16 protein-coding genes and 2 tRNA genes are annotated in these 20,499 nt (G+C 63.7%); 1 reads left to right on the top strand and 17 read right to left on the bottom strand.

Annotated elements, in window-relative coordinates; translation table 11 throughout:
- Positions 1-86: 86 nt before the first annotated feature.
- The 15 genes from pnp to rlmE form a co-directional block, all read right to left on the bottom strand.
- Entirely contained in the window at positions 87-2,219 is a 2,133-nt protein-coding gene (gene pnp / locus NFI08_RS07185; RefSeq protein WP_108131785.1) for a polyribonucleotide nucleotidyltransferase, read from the bottom strand.
- 320 nt (positions 2,220-2,539) lie between these two features.
- Positions 2,540-2,809 (bottom strand): 30S ribosomal protein S15, encoded by a 270-nt coding sequence (gene rpsO, locus NFI08_RS07180; protein WP_045992264.1) that lies wholly within the window; start codon positions 2,807-2,809, stop codon positions 2,540-2,542.
- Between the two features lie 90 nt (positions 2,810-2,899).
- Positions 2,900-3,853 carry a tRNA pseudouridine(55) synthase TruB gene (gene truB, locus NFI08_RS07175; protein ID WP_349588318.1) on the bottom strand — a complete coding sequence of 318 codons (954 nt, stop codon included), beginning with the start codon at positions 3,851-3,853 and terminating at the stop codon, positions 2,900-2,902.
- Entirely contained in the window at positions 3,853-4,269 is a 417-nt protein-coding gene (rbfA, locus tag NFI08_RS07170) for a 30S ribosome-binding factor RbfA (protein WP_108131787.1), read from the bottom strand. Before rbfA ends, truB begins: the two co-directional genes overlap by 1 nt.
- 21 nt (positions 4,270-4,290) lie before the next feature.
- A complete protein-coding gene (gene infB, locus NFI08_RS07165) occupies positions 4,291-6,828 on the bottom strand; it encodes a translation initiation factor IF-2 (protein WP_045992267.1) in 2,538 nt (845 codons plus the stop codon).
- A 27-nt stretch (positions 6,829-6,855) separates the two neighbouring features.
- The gene (gene nusA / locus NFI08_RS07160; RefSeq protein WP_108131788.1) at positions 6,856-8,349 is read right to left on the bottom strand and encodes a transcription termination factor NusA; all 1,494 of its coding nucleotides are present in this window, start codon (positions 8,347-8,349) and stop codon (positions 6,856-6,858) included.
- 73 nt (positions 8,350-8,422) lie between these two features.
- A complete protein-coding gene (gene rimP / locus NFI08_RS07155; RefSeq protein WP_045992269.1) occupies positions 8,423-8,884 on the bottom strand; it encodes a ribosome maturation factor RimP in 462 nt (153 codons plus the stop codon).
- Positions 8,885-9,095: 211 nt separating this feature from the next.
- Positions 9,096-9,172 (bottom strand) — tRNA-Met (locus NFI08_RS07150).
- 136 nt (positions 9,173-9,308) lie between these two features.
- Positions 9,309-9,395: transfer RNA gene (locus tag NFI08_RS07145), tRNA-Leu, on the bottom strand.
- 17 nt (positions 9,396-9,412) lie between these two features.
- Positions 9,413-9,847: a preprotein translocase subunit SecG gene (gene secG / locus NFI08_RS07140; RefSeq protein ID WP_045992270.1), complete on the bottom strand. Its 435-nt coding sequence runs from the start codon at positions 9,845-9,847 to the stop codon at positions 9,413-9,415.
- 4 nt (positions 9,848-9,851) lie between these two features.
- The gene (gene tpiA, locus NFI08_RS07135; RefSeq protein ID WP_108131789.1) at positions 9,852-10,598 is read right to left on the bottom strand and encodes a triose-phosphate isomerase; all 747 of its coding nucleotides are present in this window, start codon (positions 10,596-10,598) and stop codon (positions 9,852-9,854) included.
- 182 nt (positions 10,599-10,780) lie between these two features.
- On the bottom strand, positions 10,781-12,130 hold the full coding sequence (gene glmM, locus NFI08_RS07130; protein WP_045992272.1) for a phosphoglucosamine mutase: 1,350 nt from the start codon (positions 12,128-12,130) through the stop codon (positions 10,781-10,783).
- On the bottom strand, positions 12,123-12,986 hold the full coding sequence (gene folP, locus NFI08_RS07125; protein WP_181248652.1) for a dihydropteroate synthase: 864 nt from the start codon (positions 12,984-12,986) through the stop codon (positions 12,123-12,125). The genes glmM and folP overlap by 8 nt, the downstream gene beginning before the upstream one ends.
- Before the next feature lie 112 nt (positions 12,987-13,098).
- Positions 13,099-15,090, bottom strand: a complete 1,992-nt coding sequence (gene ftsH, locus NFI08_RS07120) for an ATP-dependent zinc metalloprotease FtsH (RefSeq protein WP_213227344.1) — start codon at positions 15,088-15,090, stop codon at positions 13,099-13,101.
- Positions 15,091-15,393: 303 nt separating this feature from the next.
- A complete protein-coding gene (gene rlmE, locus NFI08_RS07115) occupies positions 15,394-16,062 on the bottom strand; it encodes a 23S rRNA (uridine(2552)-2'-O)-methyltransferase RlmE (protein WP_045992275.1) in 669 nt (222 codons plus the stop codon).
- A gap of 282 nt (positions 16,063-16,344) precedes the next feature.
- On the opposite strand from rlmE, the gene yhbY reads away from it, so the two are divergent.
- Positions 16,345-16,671, top strand: coding sequence for a ribosome assembly RNA-binding protein YhbY (yhbY, locus tag NFI08_RS07110; RefSeq protein WP_045992299.1), 327 nt, complete (start codon positions 16,345-16,347; stop codon positions 16,669-16,671).
- Between the two features lie 113 nt (positions 16,672-16,784).
- Here yhbY and greA read toward each other — a convergent pair whose 3' ends face one another.
- Positions 16,785-17,261: a transcription elongation factor GreA gene (gene greA, locus NFI08_RS07105; RefSeq protein ID WP_108131792.1), complete on the bottom strand. Its 477-nt coding sequence runs from the start codon at positions 17,259-17,261 to the stop codon at positions 16,785-16,787.
- Complete coding sequence (gene carB, locus NFI08_RS07100) at positions 17,258-20,488, bottom strand: carbamoyl-phosphate synthase large subunit (RefSeq protein ID WP_108450013.1); 3,231 nt, start codon at positions 20,486-20,488, stop codon at positions 17,258-17,260. The genes greA and carB overlap by 4 nt, the downstream gene beginning before the upstream one ends.
- Positions 20,489-20,499 lie beyond the last annotated feature (11 nt).

Below are 20,499 nucleotides of genomic sequence, written 5' to 3'. Positions count from 1 at the left end.
ATCGCGCCGACAGGCCGAGATCAGCGGGACACACACAAAAACGCCCCCGTGGCGTCAGCGACGGGGGCGTCAGACACCGAGTGCGATCAGATCTCGGTTTCGGCTTCCTCGGCTTCGAAGGCAGCCTTCTCTTCTTCGGTCATTTCCTTGATCGTCAGCTTGACGCGATTGCGGTTGTCGATGTCGAGCACCTTGACCACGATCTCGTCACCCTCATTGAGGTAGTCACGCACGTCATTGACGCGCTCGGGCACGATCTGGGAGATGTGCACCAGGCCGTCGGTACCCGGCATGATGTTGACGAAGGCGCCGAAGTCGGCGATACGCACCACCTTGCCACGGTACAGCTTGCCGATTTCCGCCTCGGCGGTGATCGCCAGCACGGTATCGATGGCCTTCTTGGCGGCCTTCTTGTCCTCGGCGTAGATGCGCACGGTGCCGTCGTCGTCCAGGTCGATGGAGGCGCCGGTGTCGTCGCAGATCTTGCGGATGGTGGCGCCACCCTTGCCGATGACGTCGCGGATCTTGTCCGGGTCGATCTTGATGGTGGCCATGGAGGGCGCGTTGTCGGAGACCTCGGCACGGCTCTCGGCGATCACGGTGTTCATCTGCTCGAGGATGCTGATGCGCGCCTCATGGGCCTGGTTCAGGGCCGTTTCCATGATCTGCTCGTCGATACCCTCGATCTTGATGTCCATCTGCAGGGCGGTGACACCCTCGGCGCTGCCGGCCACCTTGAAATCCATGTCGCCGAGGTGATCCTCGTCGCCGAGGATGTCGGTCAGCACGGCGTAGCCATCAGCGTCCTTGACCAGGCCCATGGCGATACCCGCCACCGGTGCCTTGATCGGCACGCCGGCGTCCATCAGTGCCAGCGAGGTGCCGCAGACAGAGGCCATGGAGCTGGAGCCGTTGGACTCGGTGATCTCGGAGACCACGCGAATGGTGTAGGGAAAGTCCTCTTCCGCCGGCAGCATGGCCTGGACACCACGACGGGCCAGACGACCGTGGCCGATCTCGCGACGCTTGGGACCGCCCATGAAACCGGCCTCGCCCACCGAGTACGGAGGGAAGTTGTAGTGCAGCAGGAAGCGGTCCTTGCGCTCGCCTTCCAGCGACTCGATCAGCTGGGAGTCACGCAGGGTGCCCAGGGTCGCGACCACCACCGCCTGGGTCTCGCCACGGGTGAAGATGGCGCTGCCGTGGGTCTTGGGCAGAGTACCGGCCTCGATGGCCAGCGGACGCACGGTCTTGTGGTCACGGCCGTCGATACGCGGCTCGCCCTTGATCACGCGGGCACGTACCACCCGCTTCTCTAGACCGGCGAAGGCGCCTTCGACCTCGGAGGCCTCGAACTTGCCGTCTTCGTCACCGGCCAGCTTCTCGACGGCCTCGGCCTTGAGTGCGGACAGGGCATCCTGGCGCTGCATCTTGTCGGTGATGCGGTAGGCTTCGCCGACCTTGGCTTCGAAGCCCTGGGCCAGGGCTTCCTTGAGCGCGGTATTCTCGGCGGCGGGCTGCCACTCCCACTTGGCCTTGCCGGCCTCGGCGGTCAGCTCGTTGATCGCCTGGATGACGGTCTGCATCTCCTGGTGGCCGAACAGCACGGCGCCCAGCATCTCGTCCTCGAGCAGCTCTTCGGCCTCGGACTCGACCATCAGCACGGCCTTCTCGGTACCGGCCACGACCATGTTCAGCTCGGAGCCGCCGAGCTCCTCGACGGTCGGGTTGAGGAAGTAGCCACGCTCTTCATTGAAGCCCACGCGAGCGGCGCCGATGGGACCATTGAAGGGTACGCCGGAAATCGCCAGCGCCGCCGAGGTGCCGATCATCGCGGCGATGTCCGGATCGTGGTTACGATCGGTGGACAGCACGGTACAGATGACCTGGACTTCGTTCATGAAGCCCTTGGGGAACAGCGGACGGATCGGACGGTCGATCAGTCGCGAGGTGAGGGTTTCCTTCTCGGTGGGACGCCCTTCACGCTTGAAGAAGCCGCCGGGAATCTTGCCGACCGCGTAGGTCTTTTCCTGGTAGTGGACAGACAACGGGAAGAAAGGCTGGCTCGGGTTGGCTTCCTTTCTGGCCACCACGGTGCACAGCACCACGGTGTCGTCCATGGTGACCATCACGGCACCGGTGGCCTGGCGGGCGATGCGCCCGGTTTCCAGGGTGACGGTGCTGCGACCGTACTGAAACGTCTTCTTGACCGGATTCACGGCGACTTCCTTTACTTTTCGATGTTTGGGTCGTTTTTGACTCGGCGACTATTTTAGGGGGTCAAGCCCGTGAGGGCCACCACAAAGGTCAAGGGAGTTTCAAGTGGCCGCCGCTGCCTGCCGCGACCGCGCACAACGCTGTACCACCAACGACAACGGGCAGCCCCGTGGGGCTGCCCGTTGTCTGACGCCGCTTCCCGAAGGAAGCCTTGTCGCGCTTGCTGCAAATACGTCTTAGCGACGCAGACCCAGACGCCGGATCAGGGACGATGAAGAGCCTCGAAGTCCTGACGCCCAGGTCTTTGCAAGCACCTTGCGTCTTAGCGACGCAGACCCAGACGCTGGATCAGGGACTGATAGCGCTCGAAGTCCTTGCGCTTGAGGTAGTCAAGCAGCTTGCGGCGCTGGTTGACCATGCGGATCAGGCCACGACGGGAGTGGTGATCCTGCTTGTTGGTCTTGAAGTGATCCTGCAGGCCGTTGATGTTGGCGCTGAGCAGGGCCACCTGAACCTCGGGGGAACCGGTGTCGCTGTCACCACGGCCGTATTCGTTGACGATTTCGGCCTTCTGTTCGGCGGTAAGTGCCATCTGTCTCTCCAGTAAGCAATATGCCTGAATGATGAATGTCGGAGACCACGCATATTTGCAGTCTCCAGCTGCCGCAACCCCTTGAGGGGGTCAGTCTTGCCCTGAGCCCGCGACGAACGTGCTCAGAAGGCGCCGGGGCACGATATCCCCGGTAGGCTCGACCAGACCGAGACCGATAAAGGACTCACCCTGATAGAGGCGATACAACGACTCCTCGGCCATGGCCGAATCGCCGCCCTCGAGCTCACCGCGTGCCGGGCGTCCAAAGCGCAGGGCCTGGACACCTGCCTCACTGAGGCGATGAGCCGGGAGGTGTTGAAGCAGACTGTCGATCGGTGCCAGGCGCGCTTGGCGCTGGCCGTCGTCCTGGGCCTCGAGCGTGTCGAAATCGACCATGCCGTCGGCATCGAAGGGGCCGGTCTTCAGCCGTCTGAGCTGCGAGATATGCCCTTCGCAACCCAGCGCCTTGGCCATGTCCTCGGCCAGCGTACGCACATAGGTGCCTTTGCTGACCCGGACCTCCAGGTCGAATCCTGGGGACTCGCCCTCGAGGCTGGCGGAAAGTAGCCGAGCATCATACACCCTTATCCGCCGGGTTGCACGATCTACGCTTTTGCCCTCTCGCGCCAGTTCGTAGAGCTTGCGCCCCTGGTGCTTGAGCGCGGAATACATCGGCGGCAGTTGATCCTGCTCGCCGATGAAATTCGCCACTACCGACGCGACGCCGCTGTGCTCCAGCGCCGGCACCGGCGCCTCGGCGATGACCTCGCCTTCGGCGTCACCGGTATCGGTGCTCTGCCCGAGCTCGACCCGGGTGCGGTACACCTTGTCGGCCTCGAGCAGCTGGTTGGAAAACTTGGTAGCCTCGCCGAACAGCACCGGCAGAAGTCCTGTCGCCATGGGATCCAGGGTACCGGTATGACCGGCCTTCTGGGCCTGGTACAGGCGCCTCGCACGCTGCAGTGCAAAGTTGCTGGACATGCCCTTGGGCTTGTCCAGCAGCAGTACACCATCGATCGGCAGTCCTCGACGACGACGGGCCATCAGTCCTTGGCCCCGTCCTCGCCGCTGTCGTTCTCGTCATCCCCCTCGGGTTGGCGAGAGCGATCGCTGGCCACCGCCTCTTCGATCAGCGATGACAGGTGCTGACCACGCACCACGCTTTCGTCATAATGAAAGCGCAGTTCCGGCACGTGACGCAGCTTGATGCGACGCGCCACCTGGCTACGCAGGAAACCGCCGGCGCGCTTGAGCACCTTGAGGTTTTCCTTGATCCGTTCCGGGTCCTGCTCACCCAGCAGGGTGATGTGGACATCGGCGTAGCCGAGGTCACGACTGACCTCGACCCCGCTCACGGTGACCATCCCCAGGCGCGGGTCCTTGACCTCGCGCTGGATCAGGACCGCCAGCTCCTTCTGGAGCTGGTCGGCCACTCGGTCGGTACGCTTGAATTCGCGCATGGATGACGACTCCTCGAACGCTTACAGCGTGCGCTCGACCTTGACCTGGTCAAAGACCTCGATCTTGTCGTTGACCTGGACATCGTTGTAGTTCTTCACCCCGATGCCACACTCCATGCCGTTGCGCACTTCCTGGACGTCGTCCTTGAAGCGGCGCAGCGACTCGAGCTCGCCTTCGTAGATGACCACGTTGTCGCGCAGCACGCGGATCTTCTTGTTACGGAAGACCGTACCCTCGACCACCATGCAGCCGGCCACGGCGCCGATCTTGGGCGCGCGGAAGACGTCACGGACCTCGGCGATACCGACGATCTCTTCCTTCCACTCGGGCTCGAGCATGCCGCTCATGGCTTGCTTGACCTCGTCGATCAGGTGGTAGATGACGCTGTAGTAGCGCAGCTCCAGACCTTCACGCTCGATGATCTCGCGGGCGGCCGCATCGGCACGCACGTTGAAGCCGACCACGATGGCCTCACTGGCCAGCGCCAGGTTGGCATCGGTACCGGTGATACCGCCAACGCCGGAGGACACCACGGACACCTGCACCTCGTCGGTGGACAGCTCCTCGAGGGCGCCCTTGATCGCTTCCAGGGAACCCTGGACGTCGGCCTTGAGCACGATGTTGACCTTGGCGGCCTCGCTCTGGCCCATCTGGGAGAACATGTTCTCCAGCTTGGCCTTCTGCTGGCGTGCCAGGCGAATCTCGCGGTACTTGCCCTGGCGGAAGTTGGCGACTTCACGCGCCTTCTTCTCGTCGGCCACGACCATGAAGTCGTCACCGGCTTCCGGGGTGCCATCGAGACCCTGGATCTCCACCGGCATGGCGGGACCCACGGCGTCGACCTGCTTGCCGAGTTCGTTGGTCAGGGCACGCACACGGCCGTAGTGCAGACCGGCCAGTACGATGTCGCCCTTCTTCAGGGTACCGTTCTGGACCAGCACGGTGGCTACCGGGCCACGGCCCTTGTCGAGGCGAGACTCGACCACCACACCTTTGCCGGGTGCGCTCGGTACCGCCTTGAGCTCGAGCACCTCGGAGACCAGGTGAACGGCTTCCAGCAGCTCCTCGATGCCTTCGCCAGACTTGGCGGAGACGTGGACGAACTGGGTGTCGCCACCCCACTCCTCGGAGATCACGCCGTGCTGGGACAGCTCATTCTTGACCCGGTCGGGATCGGCTTCCGGCTTGTCGATCTTGTTGACCGCGACCACCATCGGCACTTCGGCAGCCTTGGAGTGCTCCACCGCCTCGATGGTCTGGGGCATGACACCGTCGTCGGCCGCCACCACCAGGATGACCACGTCGGTGGCCTTGGCACCACGGGCACGCATGGCGGTAAACGCCGCGTGACCAGGGGTGTCGAGGAAGGTCACACCGTCGCTGTCGTCCTCGACGTGGTAGGCACCGATGTGCTGGGTGATACCGCCGGCTTCACCGGTGGCCACCTTGGCACGACGAATATAGTCGAGCAGCGAGGTCTTGCCGTGGTCGACGTGACCCATGACCGTGACCACCGGAGAGCGGGTGATTTCCTCGCCCTCGTAGGAGATGGCTTCGAGCACTTCGGTCTCGAGGGCATCGTCCTTGACCAGCTTGGGCGTGTGGCCCATTTCTTCCACCACGATAGCCGCAGTGTCCTGGTCGATGGTCTGGTTGATGGTCACCGCAGCGCCCATGGTGAACATGGCCTTGATGACCTCGTTGGCCTTGATCGACATCTTGTCGGCCAGTTCGGCCACCGAGATGGACTCGGGGATCGAGACTTCACGCACGATCGGCTGGGTCGGCTTCTGGAAGCCATGCTTGCCGTTGCCCTGGCTGCCGCCACGACGGCTGCCACGGCGCTCGGCGCGCTTGGCCTTCTTGCCACCGCCACGACGACGCTCTTCGCGGTCGCTGCGATCGTCGTCGTCACGCTCGCCACGGCCTTTCTTGCCGGTCTTGGCGGCGGCCTTCTTGACGGCGGCACGACGCACGTCGCCACGACCTTCCTTGGGCGGCGCCGGCGGCTCGTCGCCAGCCGGGGCAGAGGTGTCGAGCTCGGGCACCGGAATGTCGGGCACGACGGCGGCCTCTTCGGCCTCGCGCTTGGCCTTGGCGGCCTGCTCGGCGTCCTGGCTCGCCTTCTGCTCGGCGCGCTGCTTGGCTTCTTCGGCCTCCTGGGCCTCGCGACGTGCACGGGAATCGGCCATGTCGCCGACCAGCTGACGCGGACCGTGGTCCTCGACCGGCGCCGGGGCTTCTTCCTGGGCCTCGTCACGCTTGACGTAGGTGCGCTTCTTGCGGACCTGGACCTCGATGGTCTTGCCGCGCTCGCTGGTCTTGATCTTGCTGCGCGTCTTGCGGGTCAGGGTGATGCGATTGCGCGCAGCCGCGCCCACACCGCTGCCACCGCCATGGCTCTTGGTCAGAAAGTCCAACAGCTTGCGCTTGTCTTCCTCGGACACGGCGTCGGCTTCCGACTTGTGCTCGAGTCCGGCTTCTTTCATCTGTTCCAGCAGACGGGGCACTTCACGCCCCACCTTCGCTGCAAAATCCTTAACGGTCATCTCTGACATTACGACCCTCCTCAGCCCGTGACCCTGTTACTGTTCGCTCTCGAACCAAGGCGCACGGGCGGTCATGATCAATGCCGCGGCGCGCTCTTCGTCCACCTCTTCGATGTCCACCAGATCATCGACAGACTGTTCAGCCAGATCTTCCATGGTCTTGATGCCACGGCTGGCCAGGATGAAGGCCAGATGGCGCTCCATTCCGTCCATCTCCAGCAGATCATCCGCCGGCTGGGCTCCGTCCAGTTCCTCCTCGGAGGCAATGGCCAGGTTCAAGAGCTCGTCCTTGGCGCGAGCTCGAAGCTCCTCGATGAGGTCTTCGTCGAACTCTTCGATTTCCAGCATTTCCTCGACCGGTACGTAGGCCACCTCTTCAAGCGAGGTGAAACCTTCCTCGACCAGCAGCCGAGCGACATCATCATCGATGTCCAGGTGCTGAACGAAGTGCTCGACCAGACTGTCGATTTCCTGGTCGCGCTTGGCCTCGGCGTCGGCTTCGGTCATGACGTTGATACGCCAGCCGGTCAGCTCGGACGCGAGACGCACGTTCTGGCCACTACGGCCGATGGCCTGGGCCAGGTTGTCCTCGGCGACGGCCACGTCCATGGCGTGGGCATCCTCATCCACCAGGATGGAGGCGACGTCGGCCGGGGCCATGGCGTTGATCACCAGCTGTGCGGGATTGTCGTCCCACAGCACGATGTCGACGCGTTCGTTCTGCAGCTCCGAGGACACCGCCTGCACGCGCGAACCGCGCATGCCGACGCAGGCGCCCACCGGGTCGATGCGACGGTCGTTGGTCTTGACCGCGATCTTGGCCCGGGAGCCCGGATCACGCGCCGCACCCTTGATCTCGATAAGCTGCTCGGCGATCTCGGGAACCTCGATCTTGAACAGCTCAATGATCATCTGCGGGTTGGTGCGCGACAGGATCAACTGGGCGCCACGCGCCTCGGCGTCGACCTTGACCAGCAGTGCGCGCACCCGCTCGTTCATGCGGTAGCGCTCACCGGGGATCATCTCACTGCGCGGCAGGAAGGCCTCGGCGTTGTCGCCCAGGTCAATGATCAGGCCGTCACGTGTCGTCTTCTTGACGATACCCGCGACCAGTTCACCTTCACGCTCGGCATAGATGCGCACGACCTCGGCACGCTCGGCCTCGCGCACCTTCTGCACGATGACCTGCTTGGCGGTCTGGGCGGCGATACGACCGAAGGCCGCATTCTCGATGCGCTCCTCGACCACGTCACCCAGGCCCAGCGGCGGATCCCGCTTTTCGGCGAAGGTCAGCTTGATCTCGGCGTCGGGTCCGTCGAAGTCATCGTCCTCGACCACCACCCAGCGGCGGAAGGTCTCGTACTCGCCGGTCATCCGGTCGATGTGTACGCGAACGCTGGCTTCCTCATCCTCGAAGCGCTTGCGCGAGGCACTGGCCAGCGCCGCCTCGACGGCTTCGAAGATGACCTCGCGGGGGACACCCTTCTCGTTGGAGATCGCGTCAACGACCGCCAGAATTTCTTTACTCATGCCTTAAAGCCTCGCCAAAAAACCGATCCTTGTTCTCTCTTGTCGCGCATCAGTCGTCGCGCATCAGTGAGCGTCACTCGTCAAACTGAGGAACCACCCGCGCCTGATCGATGCCGTCGATCGGAAAGCAGTATTCCTCACCGTCGATCTGCACCAGCACCTCGTCACCCTCGGTTCCGGCGAGCACGCCCTGGAACTTGCGCCGACCCTCGAAGGGAGCGCGCAGCTTCAGAGCCACGTGATGGCCAGCGTAACGGGAGAACTGATCGAGACGGAACAGCGGACGATCCATCCCGGGCGAAGATACCTCGAGACGGTACTCCCCGGCGATGGGATCCTCGACATCCATGATGGCGCTGACCTGTCGACTGATATCGGCACAGTTGTCGACACTGACGCCATCGGCGTGATCGATGTAAATCACCAGACGGGAATGTTTTCCCTGGGACAGATAGTCGATACCCCAGAGCTCGAACCCCATGGCCGTTACCACCGGTTCGATCAACGCATTGAGCGCAGCATCTTTGGTCGCCACGAATGAAAGCTCCTACAGCCGTTGCATCAGCACCTGGCCGGGAGTGAACAGGAAAGTCAGGTGGCTGATTGGCGTTCGCGCCGCCGGGCGAGCCCCGGCAAGCTGCTAACAAAAAGCCCCTTCACAGGAAGGGGCTTTTTCCAAGAAACCTGTCACCATCTGGCAGAAGTTCGCATGCCCCTTGAGAATACCTGCATGCCTGCCAAGAAGATGGTAGCGGGGACCGGATTTGAACCGATGACCTTCGGGTTATGAGCCCGACGAGCTACCAGACTGCTCCACCCCGCATCAATCTAGGCCGGTGAGTATACTGCGCCTTGACCAGGGCGTCAAGGCATTTCACCGAACCGCCAACCCTGAGAGAAGATCACCGGTCATCACCGGGAGAGCTTGTCATCCACGCCGTCATTGCAGAAGACGAGGATGGTGCCGAAGGCGGGACTTGAACCCGCACGACCGTAAGGTCACTACCCCCTCAAGATAGCGTGTCTACCAATTCCACCACTTCGGCTAGGGGAGTTCCGGAGATCAGCCTTGGCTGTCCTCCAGCACTGGCGCTGCATTATCCACGTCGCTTGAACCTTCGTCAAGCGTAGGCGCAGAATTTTCCTGACTTTCTTCCTCAAGCGCAGGCGCACTGTTCTGGGTGCTTTCGTCATCCAGGGTCGGCGCGCTGTTCTGCTGCTCGATCACCTCGGCGTCGGGAATACCCGCCTCTGGCGCGGAATTGCCCGCTTCGGAGGCGAAGTAGGCCAGGGTCAGGGAAGTGGCGAAGAAACACGCCGCCAGCGCCCCGGTCGCCTTGGACAGGAAACTGCCGCTGCCACGGGAACCGAAGACGGTCTGGGAGGCACCGCCACCGAAGGAGGCGCCGGCATCGGCGCCCTTGCCCTGCTGCAGCAGGATAAGAACGACCAGGGCGATGGCGATCGCCACATGGATCATGAGAATGGCAACTTGCATGGATTCAACCTGCTGACTGACAAATGGCTAGAAAATCGTCGACCTTCAGCGATGCTCCGCCGATCAGGCCGCCGTCGATGTCCGGTTGGGCCAGCAATTCCGCCGCGTTGTCGGGCTTCATGCTGCCGCCGTAGAGAACCTGCATGGACGCCGCCAGGGCGCCATCGTAACGTTCGAGTCGTGCACGAATCGCCGCATGCACCTGCTGCGCCTGCTCAGGCGTTGCGGTACGACCGGTGCCGATCGCCCAGACCGGCTCGTAGGCCAATACCAGGCGCGCGCGCTCGTCACTGTCGAGGGCTTCCATCACCGCCTCGAGCTGACCGAGCACCACCGCCTCGGTACGCTCGGCGTCGCGCTCTTCCAGGGTTTCCCCCAGGCACAGCACCGGCGTCAGCCCCTGACCCAGCGCGGCCTGCACCCGTGCCAGCACCGCCGCGTCGTCTTCTCCGAACAGGGTACGCCGCTCGGAGTGTCCGACCAGCACCATGTCGGCGCCGACGTCTGCAAGCATGGCGCCGCTCACCTCGCCGGTGAAGGCTCCGCTCGGCTGGTCGCTCAGGGTCTGGCCGGCCAGCCTGACGCTCTGCGGCAACCGCTCCCTGGCCACCCCGACATAGGGAAAGGGAACCGCCAGGGCCAGCGTCACCGCCTGCGGCAATTCGGCGCCGGACAGCGCCTCGGCGAAGGTATCGATCAGGCTCAGCGAGCCATTCATCTTCCAGTTGCCGGCGATCAGCGGTGCACGCATGGAACATCCTCTTTCAAGGTGGGCCGAAATGGTATAGGAGCGGCCCTGTCAAGACAAGATTTGCCGCGGGATCGAAGCCTTCGGTCCCGCGCTGGAGCAAGCCGACAAGACGCTCTCGCCGGCATCTGGGTCCACCAGGCCTCGCGTCATGGCACCGCGAAACCGGGCGGTGAGATCAGGGTTCAGCCGACCAGCTCACGCACGTCATCGGCCAGACGCCTGGCCAGCCCTTCGACATCCAGATGAGGGCGTCCCTCGACCATGACGCGAATCAGCGGCTCGGTCCCCGAGGGGCGCAGCAGCACGCGGCCCTCATCGCCAAGCTCGGCCTCGACCGCACGGGTGGCCTGTTCGAGACTCGGGTCGGCCATCACCGCCTTGGCGTCGACGCCCGCCGACAGGCGCACGTTGACCAGCGACTGAGGCGCCTTCTCGAAGCCGTGCAGCAGGCGTGACAGCGGCTTTTCCTCACGCACCATGTAGGACAGCACCTGCAGCGCCGAGACGATACCGTCGCCGGTGGTCTGCACGTGGCGACAGACGATATGCCCCGAGGACTCGCCACCCAGCTGCCAGTCGTTGGCGGCCAGGCGCTCCATCACGTAGCGATCGCCGACCTTGGCACGTTCGAAGGGCACGCCCATGGACTCCAGCGCTGCGGCCAGCCCGAAGTTGCTCATCAGGGTACCGACCACACCACCACCCAGCTCGCCACGCTCGTGACGGTCCTTGGCGATCAGGTAGAGCATGTCGTCACCGTCGATCTCGTGACCGTCGGCGTCCACCATCAGCACGCGATCGCCGTCACCATCGAAGGCGATACCCAGATCGGCGCCTTGCTGGATCACCGCCGCGCGCAGCGCCGCCGGATGGGTCGAGCCCACCTCCTGGTTGATATTGAGGCCGTCGGGCTCGGCCCCGACCAGGCTGACCTTGGCCCCGAGCTCCTTGAACACCGCCGGCGCGATGTGATAAGTCGCGCCATGGGCGCAGTCCAGCACGATACGCAGGCCGTGCAGGTTGACCCGGTCGGGGATCGTCGACTTGCAGAACTCGATATAGCGCCCGGCGGCGTCGTCGACCCGGCTGGCCTTGCCCAGCTCCCTCGGTGACACCGTGGTCAGGGTCTCATCCAGTGCGCGCTCGATGCGCTCCTCGATCTCATCGCCCAGCTTGGCGCCCTCGGCCGAGAAGAACTTGATGCCGTTGTCCTGGTAGGCGTTGTGGGAAGCGGAGATGACGATCCCCGCATCGGCGCGAAAGGTCCGCGTCAGGTAGGCGATACCCGGTGTCGGCATCGGACCGAGCAGCATCACGTCAACGCCCGCCGCCGACAGTCCCGCCTCGAGGGCCGACTCGAACATGTAGCCGGAGATACGGGTGTCCTTGCCGATCAGTACCCGCGCCCGCTGACGGCGAGGCTCGAGCACGCGGCCGGTAGCCCAGCCCAGCTTGAGCATGAAGTCCGGCGTGATCGGCGCCTGACCGACGGTACCGCGAATGCCGTCCGTGCCAAAATAGCGTCTAGCCATGGTGTTCTCCTTCCTCGAGAACGGCCCAGGTCATGTTCACCGCGTCCACATGGGGCCCCACATCGTGAACGCGTAGTATCCGTGCGCCTCGCTCCACCGCCAGTGCCGACAAGGCCAGACCGCCCGACAGGCGCTCCTCGACCGCACGGTCGAGCACCTTGCCGATCATGCTCTTTCGCGACATCCCGACCAGCAGCGGGAGCCCCAGGGCTTCCAGGCGCTCCAGGCGATGCAACAGGCGAAGATTATGCTCCACGGTCTTGGCGAAACCAAAACCTGGATCAAGCAACAGCCGTTCTCGCTTGAGACCGGCGGCCTCGCACTCGGCGATGCGCCTTTCGAGAAAGTCTGCGACCTCTTCCTCCACCGGCCTGTCATAGCGGGGCGCATCCTGCATATCGCCCGGCTCGCCGAGCATGTGCATCAGCACCACCGGCAGCCCGGTACCGGTCGCCGCCGCGACGGCGCCCTCACGGCGCAGGTTGCGTACATCATTGATCATGCCTGCCCCGGCCTGGGCGCTTTCGCGCATGACCTCCGGCGTCGAGGTATCCACCGACACCAGGGCATCCAGCTCCCGTACCAGCGCCTCGACCACCGGGATCACCCGGTCGAGTTCCTGCTGCGCGGTGACCGGCGTCGCACCAGGTCGCGTGGACTCGCCGCCCACGTCGATGATGGCGGCACCCTCGGCGAGCATCTGTTCGGCATGGCGCAGGGCGTCGTCGATGACCACGTGATGGCCACCATCGGAAAAGGAGTCGGGAGTGACGTTGAGGATCCCCATGATGCGGGGAAAGGTCAGATCGAGGCGGTGTCGACCACAGGGCAGTACAGCGGGGTAACGAGCGTCCATCGAAGAGGATGTCCTGGGAAATCTGGGTATTCACCAAAGAATACTAATGCGAGAGGCGGGTCATGCAACGCCAGAGGCGCCCCGCGGGGCGCCTCTGTGAGCGGGCGGGCCGTCAGCTACCGGCGGGGCCGCCAAGGGGGTCGGAGGGGCGACGGCCGGAGCCTTTGTCATCCTCTTCCTCGTCCCCGTCGCTGGTGTCGGCGCTGGACTCCGGCTCCTTCGACGGCTCGGGATCACCGGTGACCGGAGAGCCGCCGCCGGAACCGGGCTCATCCCAGTCCTTGGGCGGACGTGGATCACGCCCCTCCATGATGTCCTTGAGCTGATCCGCGTCGATGGTCTCGTACTGCATCAGCGCTTCGGCCATGGCGTCGAGCTTGTCGCGATTGTCCTCGAGGATCTGACGCGCCTGCTCGTAGCAGCCGTCGATGATCTTGCGCACTTCCTTGTCCAGACGCGAGGTGGTTTCGCCCGACTTCAGCTTGCCACCACTCTGACCAGGGCCGCCGAGGAACTGGTGAGACTCGTCCTCGTCGTACATGATCGGCCCCATCTCCTCGGACAGGCCCCACTTCGCCACCATGTTGTGGGCAAGTTCGGTGGCACGCTTGATGTCGTTGGAGGCGCCGGTGGTGACACCGTTCGGCCCCAGCGTCATCTCCTCGGCGATGCGACCGCCGAACAGCGAACAGATCTGACTGATGATCTGCTGGCGCGACAGGCTGTAACGATCCTGCTCCGGCAGGAACATGGTCACACCCAGGGCGCGGCCACGCGGAATGATGGTCACCTTGTAGACCGGGTCATGCTCCGGCATCACCAGACCGATGATGGCGTGGCCCGACTCGTGGTAGGCGGTGTTGAGCTTTTCCTTCTCGGTCATGACCATGGAGCGGCGCTCGGCCCCCATCATGATCTTGTCCTTGGCCAGCTCAAGCTCTTCCATGCCCACCAGACGCTTGTTGCGACGAGCGGCGAACAGCGCGGCCTCGTTGACCAGGTTGGCCAGGTCGGCACCAGAGAAGCCAGGGGTACCACGGGCGATAAAGGTCGGCTTGACGTCATCGGCCAGCGGCACCTTGCGCAGGTGCACGTTGAGGATATGCTCGCGACCCCGGATATCGGGAAGCGGCACCACCACCTGACGGTCGAAGCGGCCCGGGCGCAGCAGCGCAGGGTCGAGCACGTCGGGACGGTTGGTGGCGGCGATGACGATGATGCCTTCATTGGCCTCGAAGCCATCCATCTCGACCAGCAGCTGGTTCAGCGTCTGCTCGCGCTCGTCGTTACCGCCGCCCATGCCGGCGCCGCGCGAACGACCCACGGCGTCGATCTCGTCGATGAAGATGATGCAGGGTGCCTGCTTCTTGGCCTGCTCGAACATGTCGCGCACACGGGAAGCACCCACACCGACGAACATCTCGACGAAGTCAGAGCCTGAGATCGAGAAGAACGGCACCTTGGCCTCGCCGGCGATGGACTTCGCCAGCAGGGTCTTGCCGGTACCGGGAGGCCCGACCATCAAGACACCGCGGGGGATGGTGCCACCCAGCCGCTGGAACTTGGTCGGATCACGCAGGAAGTCGACCAGCTCCTCGACTTCCTCCTTGGCCTCGTCACACCCCGCCACGTCGGCAAAGGTGGTCTTGATCTGATCCTGGGACAGCAGTTTGGCCTTGGACTTGCCGAAGCTCATGGGGCCGCCCTTGCCGGCACCACCGCCCTGCATCTGGCGCATGAAGAACATGAAGATGGCCAGGATCAGCAGAATCGGGAAACTCGCGATCAATAGTCGCGTCCACAGACTCTGCTGTTCCGGCTTCTTGCCCACCACGGTGACATTGTTGGACAACAAATCGTCCATCAGCTTCGGGTCCTCCGCCGAGGGGCGGATGGTCTGGAAGCTGGAGCCATCGTTGCGCTCACCGCTGATCGTGTAACCGTCGATGGTTACACTGCGTACCTGCTCATTTTGCACCTGTTCGACGAACTGGGAGTAGTTCATCTGGTTGGGTGCGTTCTCGACGCTGAAGTTGTTGAACACCGTCAGCAGCACCGCCGCGATGACCAACCACAGAATCAGGTTCTTCGCCATGTCGTTCAAGGGACCACCCTCAATTGCAAGAATCTGTCGGCCTAGGTGCCTAAGGGTTCGACACTACATGACCCGGCCTGGTTCAGCCAGCCTGATCGGATCCAACGAAGCGGCGCAAGCGCCCCTTCCGCCGGGACTCACCCTCGGAAAATGCCGAAAAAATGTCGATGCGATGACTGCCTGGCAGGCCATCGCACGCCATCATGTGTCCTTTCCTGCCTGTACCATGCCTCAAGACTGGCACAGCCAGGCCACTTTTGCCGGTATCGCTCCGGTAGGCGCGGTCTATCAGACGTCGACCGGCGCCGATGCTCAGCCCTTGAATCCCTGGGCCAGCAGGTAGACCTCGCGGGAGCGTGCCCGCGATGCCCCCGGCTTGCGCGTCACCACCTTTTGAAAGGCGCCGCGCAGCTCCTTGAGATATTCGTCGAAGCCTTCGCCCTGGAACACCTTGGCCAGGAAGGTACCCCCGGGACGCAGCGTCTGGCGAGCCAGGTCGAGCGCCAGCTCCACCAGGTACATTGCCTGGGGCTGATCGATAGCCGCCATACCACTCATATTGGGGGCCATGTCCGACATCACAAGGTCCACCGGGCGATCACCGAGCCTTGCCAGCACCTCTTCCAGCACGCTTTCCTCGGTAAAGTCACCCTGTACGAAGTCGACCCCGGCCAGGGCGTCCATCTCGAGGATGTCCGAGGCGATGACCACACCGGCGTCACCGACACGCTCTGCGGCGATCTGGCTCCAGCCGCCTGGCGCCGCACCCAGATCGATGACGGTCATGCCCGGCTTGAACAGCTTGTCCTTGTCGTCCAGCTCCACCAGCTTATAGCTGGCCCGGGAACGGTAGCCGTCCTGCCAGCTCTGCTGAACGTAGCGATCATCGAAGTGTTCCTTCAACCAGCTGGCGCTGGTCTTGCTCGCGCTGCTCTTGCCGGATGAGGATTTTTTACCGGAGGGGGGACGGGATGCTGCCACTGAGCCACCTGAAAGAAGATTTCCTGAACAATTGCCGGAAGGGCGTTGCTCGAAGTGCATTTGCTGCGGACACCCGGCATGGCCGCCGGAGCCGAACCGCGTGGCGGGGAGGCTCGCCGCAGGAACCGAGGGGCGGGCTGCACGACGCATCGAGCGGCTTTGCCACCGCCGGCGAACGGCTGCCTGGAGATTGTCATGCACAAGCGCTTTCACCGCACGGGGAATCCCCGTACCATGTGCTGTCACGCGCCCTACGGCCAAAACGGAATGAAGCAAGATACCATGAGCTTGTCACAGGCACAAAAGAAAGCAATGCGCAGCATCGGCCACCACCTTGACCCGGTGGTGACGGCCTCGGAGAACGGTATTTCCGAAGGCATGCTGGCCGAGCTCGAACGAGCCCTGAACGACCACGAACTGGTCAAGGTGAAGCTCGCGATCCCCGACCGCGACGACCGCACCGCAGTGCTCGACGAACTCGTCGCCCAGAGCCGCTCCGAGCTGATCCAGAAGATCGGCAAGGTGGCCCTGCTGTACCGCAAGAACCCCAAGGCCAATCCGAAGCTGTCCAACATCACCCGCTTCGAGAACCACCACGGCCGCCACTGACGCACCGGCGTCGCTGCGCCACCACCGGGCGCCGACGATCCTGTCGCCAGAAAAGACACCGCCCCGCCAGGATTCCTGGCGGGGCGGTGTCGTCTGGATCGAAGGATCCGGGTCTAGATGTGCTCGACGCCGGTGATCTCGTACTCGACCTCACCACCGGGGGTGCGGACCAGCACGACCTCACCCTCTTCCTTGCCGATCAAGGCACGGGCGATGGGCGAGGTGACCGAGATGCGACGCTGCTTGATGTCGGCCTCGTCCTCACCGACGATGCGGTAGGTCACCTCTTCGTCGGTATCCAGATTCAGAAGCTCGACGGTCACGCCGAAGATCACCTTGCCGGTCTTGGGCAGTTTGGTGACGTCGATGACCTGGGCGTTGGACAGCTTGCCCTCGATCTCCTGGATACGCCCCTCGATGAAGCCCTGCTGCTCGCGCGCGGCGTGGTACTCGGCGTTCTCCTTGAGGTCGCCGTGCTCACGCGCTTCGGCGATGGCAGCGATCACTGTCGGGCGAGCCTCGCTCTTGAGCTGTTCGAGCTCTTCACGCAGGCGTTGCTCACCGGCGACGGTCATCGGGACCTTGTTCATGTATTCGCTCCTGCATGCAGTTCCTGTAGCCGCCGCACGGTCACGGCATTGCCGTACTCGAGCGCCAAACAAACGGCACTGGCCCCTGCCAGCGTCGTGGCATAGGGAACCTTGCGGGCGAGTGCGGTGCGGCGGATCACCGAGGAGTCATTGATGGCCTGGCGGCCCTCGGTGGTATTGACGATATAGGCGATCTCGTCGTTCTTGATGGAATCGACGATGTGTGGCCGGCCTTCGTAAACCTTGTTGACGACCTCGACGGGCAGACCAGCCTGTTCAAGGGCTGCCGCCGTTCCTCGGGTCGCACAGAGTGTGAAGCCCAATGTTACCAGAGAACGCGCCACTTCGATAACACCCGCCTTGTCCGGTTCGCGAACCGACAGGAACGCCTTGCGATCGCCGGTCAGCGCCGGAATCGCCTCACCTGCACCGAGCTGGGCCTTGTAGAAGGCCTCGGCGAAGGTGTCGCCGGACCCCATCACCTCGCCGGTGGACTTCATCTCCGGCGACAGGATCGGGTCGACGCCAGGGAACTTGTTGAACGGGAACACCGCCTCCTTGACGCTGTAGAAGTGCGGCACGATCTCGCGCTCGAAGCCCTGCTCCTTGAGGCTGACGCCAGCCATGCAACGGGCGGCCACCTGGGCCAGCGAGGTACCGATGCACTTGGACACGAAGGGCACGGTGCGCGAGGCGCGCGGGTTGACCTCGATGACGTAGATCTCGCCGTCCTGCCAGGCCAGCTGGACGTTCATCAAGCCCTTCACGCCAAGCTCCACGGCCATGCGCTTGACCTGCTCGCGCATCTCGTCCTGAACCTCGGCCGGCAGCGAGTACGGCGGCAGCGCACAGGCAGAGTCGCCTGAGTGCACACCAGCCTGTTCGACGTGCTGCATGATACCGCCGATCACCACCTGCTCACCGTCGGACACCGCGTCGATGTCGATCTCGATGGCGGCGCTCAGGAAGTGATCGAGCAGCACCGGCGAGTCGTTGGAGACCTTGACCGCGTGGGTCATGTAGTTCTCCAGCTCGCTGGCGTCATAGACGATTTCCATGGCGCGCCCACCGAGCACGTAGCTCGGGCGCACCACCAGCGGGTAGCCGATCGCCTCGGCCTTGCTGAAGGCCTCGTCAAAGCTTCTGGCGGTGGCGTTGGGCGGCTGCTTGAGGCCCAGCTTGTCGATCATCTGCTGGAAGCGCTCGCGATCCTCGGCGCGATCGATGGCGTCCGGGGTGGTACCGATGATCGGCACTCCGGCGGCCTCGAGCGCACGCGCAAGCTTCAGCGGCGTCTGACCGCCGAACTGCACGATCACCCCGACCGGCTTCTCCTTGTCGGCGATCTCGAGCACGTCCTCCAGGGTCACCGGCTCGAAGTACAGACGATCGGAGGTGTCGTAGTCGGTGGACACGGTCTCCGGGTTGCAGTTGACCATGATGGTCTCGTAGCCGTCATCGCGCATGGCGAAGGCGGCGTGGACGCAGCAGTAGTCGAACTCGATACCCTGACCGATACGGTTGGGGCCACCGCCCAGCACCATGATCTTCTTACGATCGCTGACCTCGGCCTCGCACTCCTCCTCGTAGGTGGAGTACATGTAGGCGGTGTCGGAGGCGAACTCGGCGGCGCAGGTGTCGACGCGCTTGTAGACCGGACGGATACCGGCGTCATGGCGCGCCCTGCGCACATCGTCCTCGGACACGCCCAGCACCTTGGCCAGGCGAGCATCGCCAAAGCCCTTGCGCTTGAGACGATAGAGTTCGCGCGCGTCCAGCGACGACAGCGGACGGCTGGACAGATCCTGCTCGATCTTGACCAGATCCTCGAGCTGCACCAGGAACCAGGGGTCGATGTTGGTCAGCTCGAACACTTCCTCCACCGACATGCCGGAGCGCATGGCATCGGCGATGAAGAAGATACGCTCGGCGCCGGCGGCCTGCAGCTCGCCCTTGATCAGCGCCATGTTCTCGTCGCTGAACTCGGTGACGATGGGATCGAGACCGTCGTTGCCGGTCTCCATGCCACGCAGCGCCTTCTGCAGCGACTCCTGGAAGGTGCGGCCGATGGCCATGACCTCGCCCACCGACTTCATCTGGGTGGTCAGACGGTCGTTGGCCTGGGGGAATTTCTCGAAGGTGAAGCGCGGAATCTTGGTGACGACGTAGTCGATGGACGGCTCGAAGGACGCCGGGGTGCGACCGCCGGTGATGTCGTTCTGCAGCTCGTCCAGGGTGTAGCCCACCGCCAGCTTGGCGGCGATCTTGGCGATCGGGAAGCCGGTGGCCTTGGAGGCCAGGGCAGAGGAACGCGACACCCGCGGGTTCATCTCGATGACCACCATGCGGCCGGTCTCGGGGTCCACGCCGAACTGGACGTTGGAGCCACCGGTCTCGACGCCGATCTCGCGCAGCACCGCAAGGGATGCGTCGCGCATGATCTGGTATTCCTTGTCGGTCAGCGTCTGGGCCGGCGCCACGGTGATGGAGTCACCGGTGTGCACGCCCATGGGGTCGAAGTTCTCGATGGCACAGACGATGATGCAGTTGTCGTTCTTGTCACGAACGACCTCCATCTCGTATTCCTTCCAGCCCAGCAACGACTCGTCGATCAGCAGCTCGTGGGTCGGCGAAAGCTCGAAGCCGCGCCCACAGATCTCCTTGAACTCTTCCTTGTTGTAGGCCACGCCGCCACCGGAGCCACCCATGGTGAAGGACGGCCGGATGATCACCGGGAAGCCCAGCTCGCCCTGGATCTCCCAGGCCTCATCCATGCTGTGGGCGACCTTGGCCTTGGGGCACTCGAGACCGATATTCTTCATCGCCTTATCGAAGCGATCGCGGTCCTCGGCCTTGTCGATGGTGTCGGCGTTGGCACCGATCATCTCCACGCCGTACTTTTCCAGTACGCCGTGGCGATCGAGATCCAGCGCGCAGTTCAGCGCGGTCTGGCCGCCCATGGTCGGCAGCACGGCGTCGGGACGCTCGGCCTCGATGATCTTCTCCACCGCCTGCCAGGTGATCGGCTCGATGTAGGTGGCATCCGCCATGGCCGGATCGGTCATGATGGTGGCCGGGTTGGAGTTAACCAGGATGACGCGAAAACCCTCTTCGCGCAGCGCCTTGCAGGCCTGGGCGCCGGAATAGTCGAACTCGCAGGCCTGGCCGATGACGATGGGGCCAGCGCCGATGATAAGGATGCTTTTCAGGTCTGTACGCTTGGGCATGGTGCTTCCCG

This window comes from Halomonas sp. EF61 (assembly GCF_040147045.1).
Lineage (GTDB): Bacteria > Pseudomonadota > Gammaproteobacteria > Pseudomonadales > Halomonadaceae > Halomonas > Halomonas litopenaei.
Note: the sequence above shows the minus strand (reverse complement) of the source record. Positions and strands in the feature narration are given on the sequence as shown.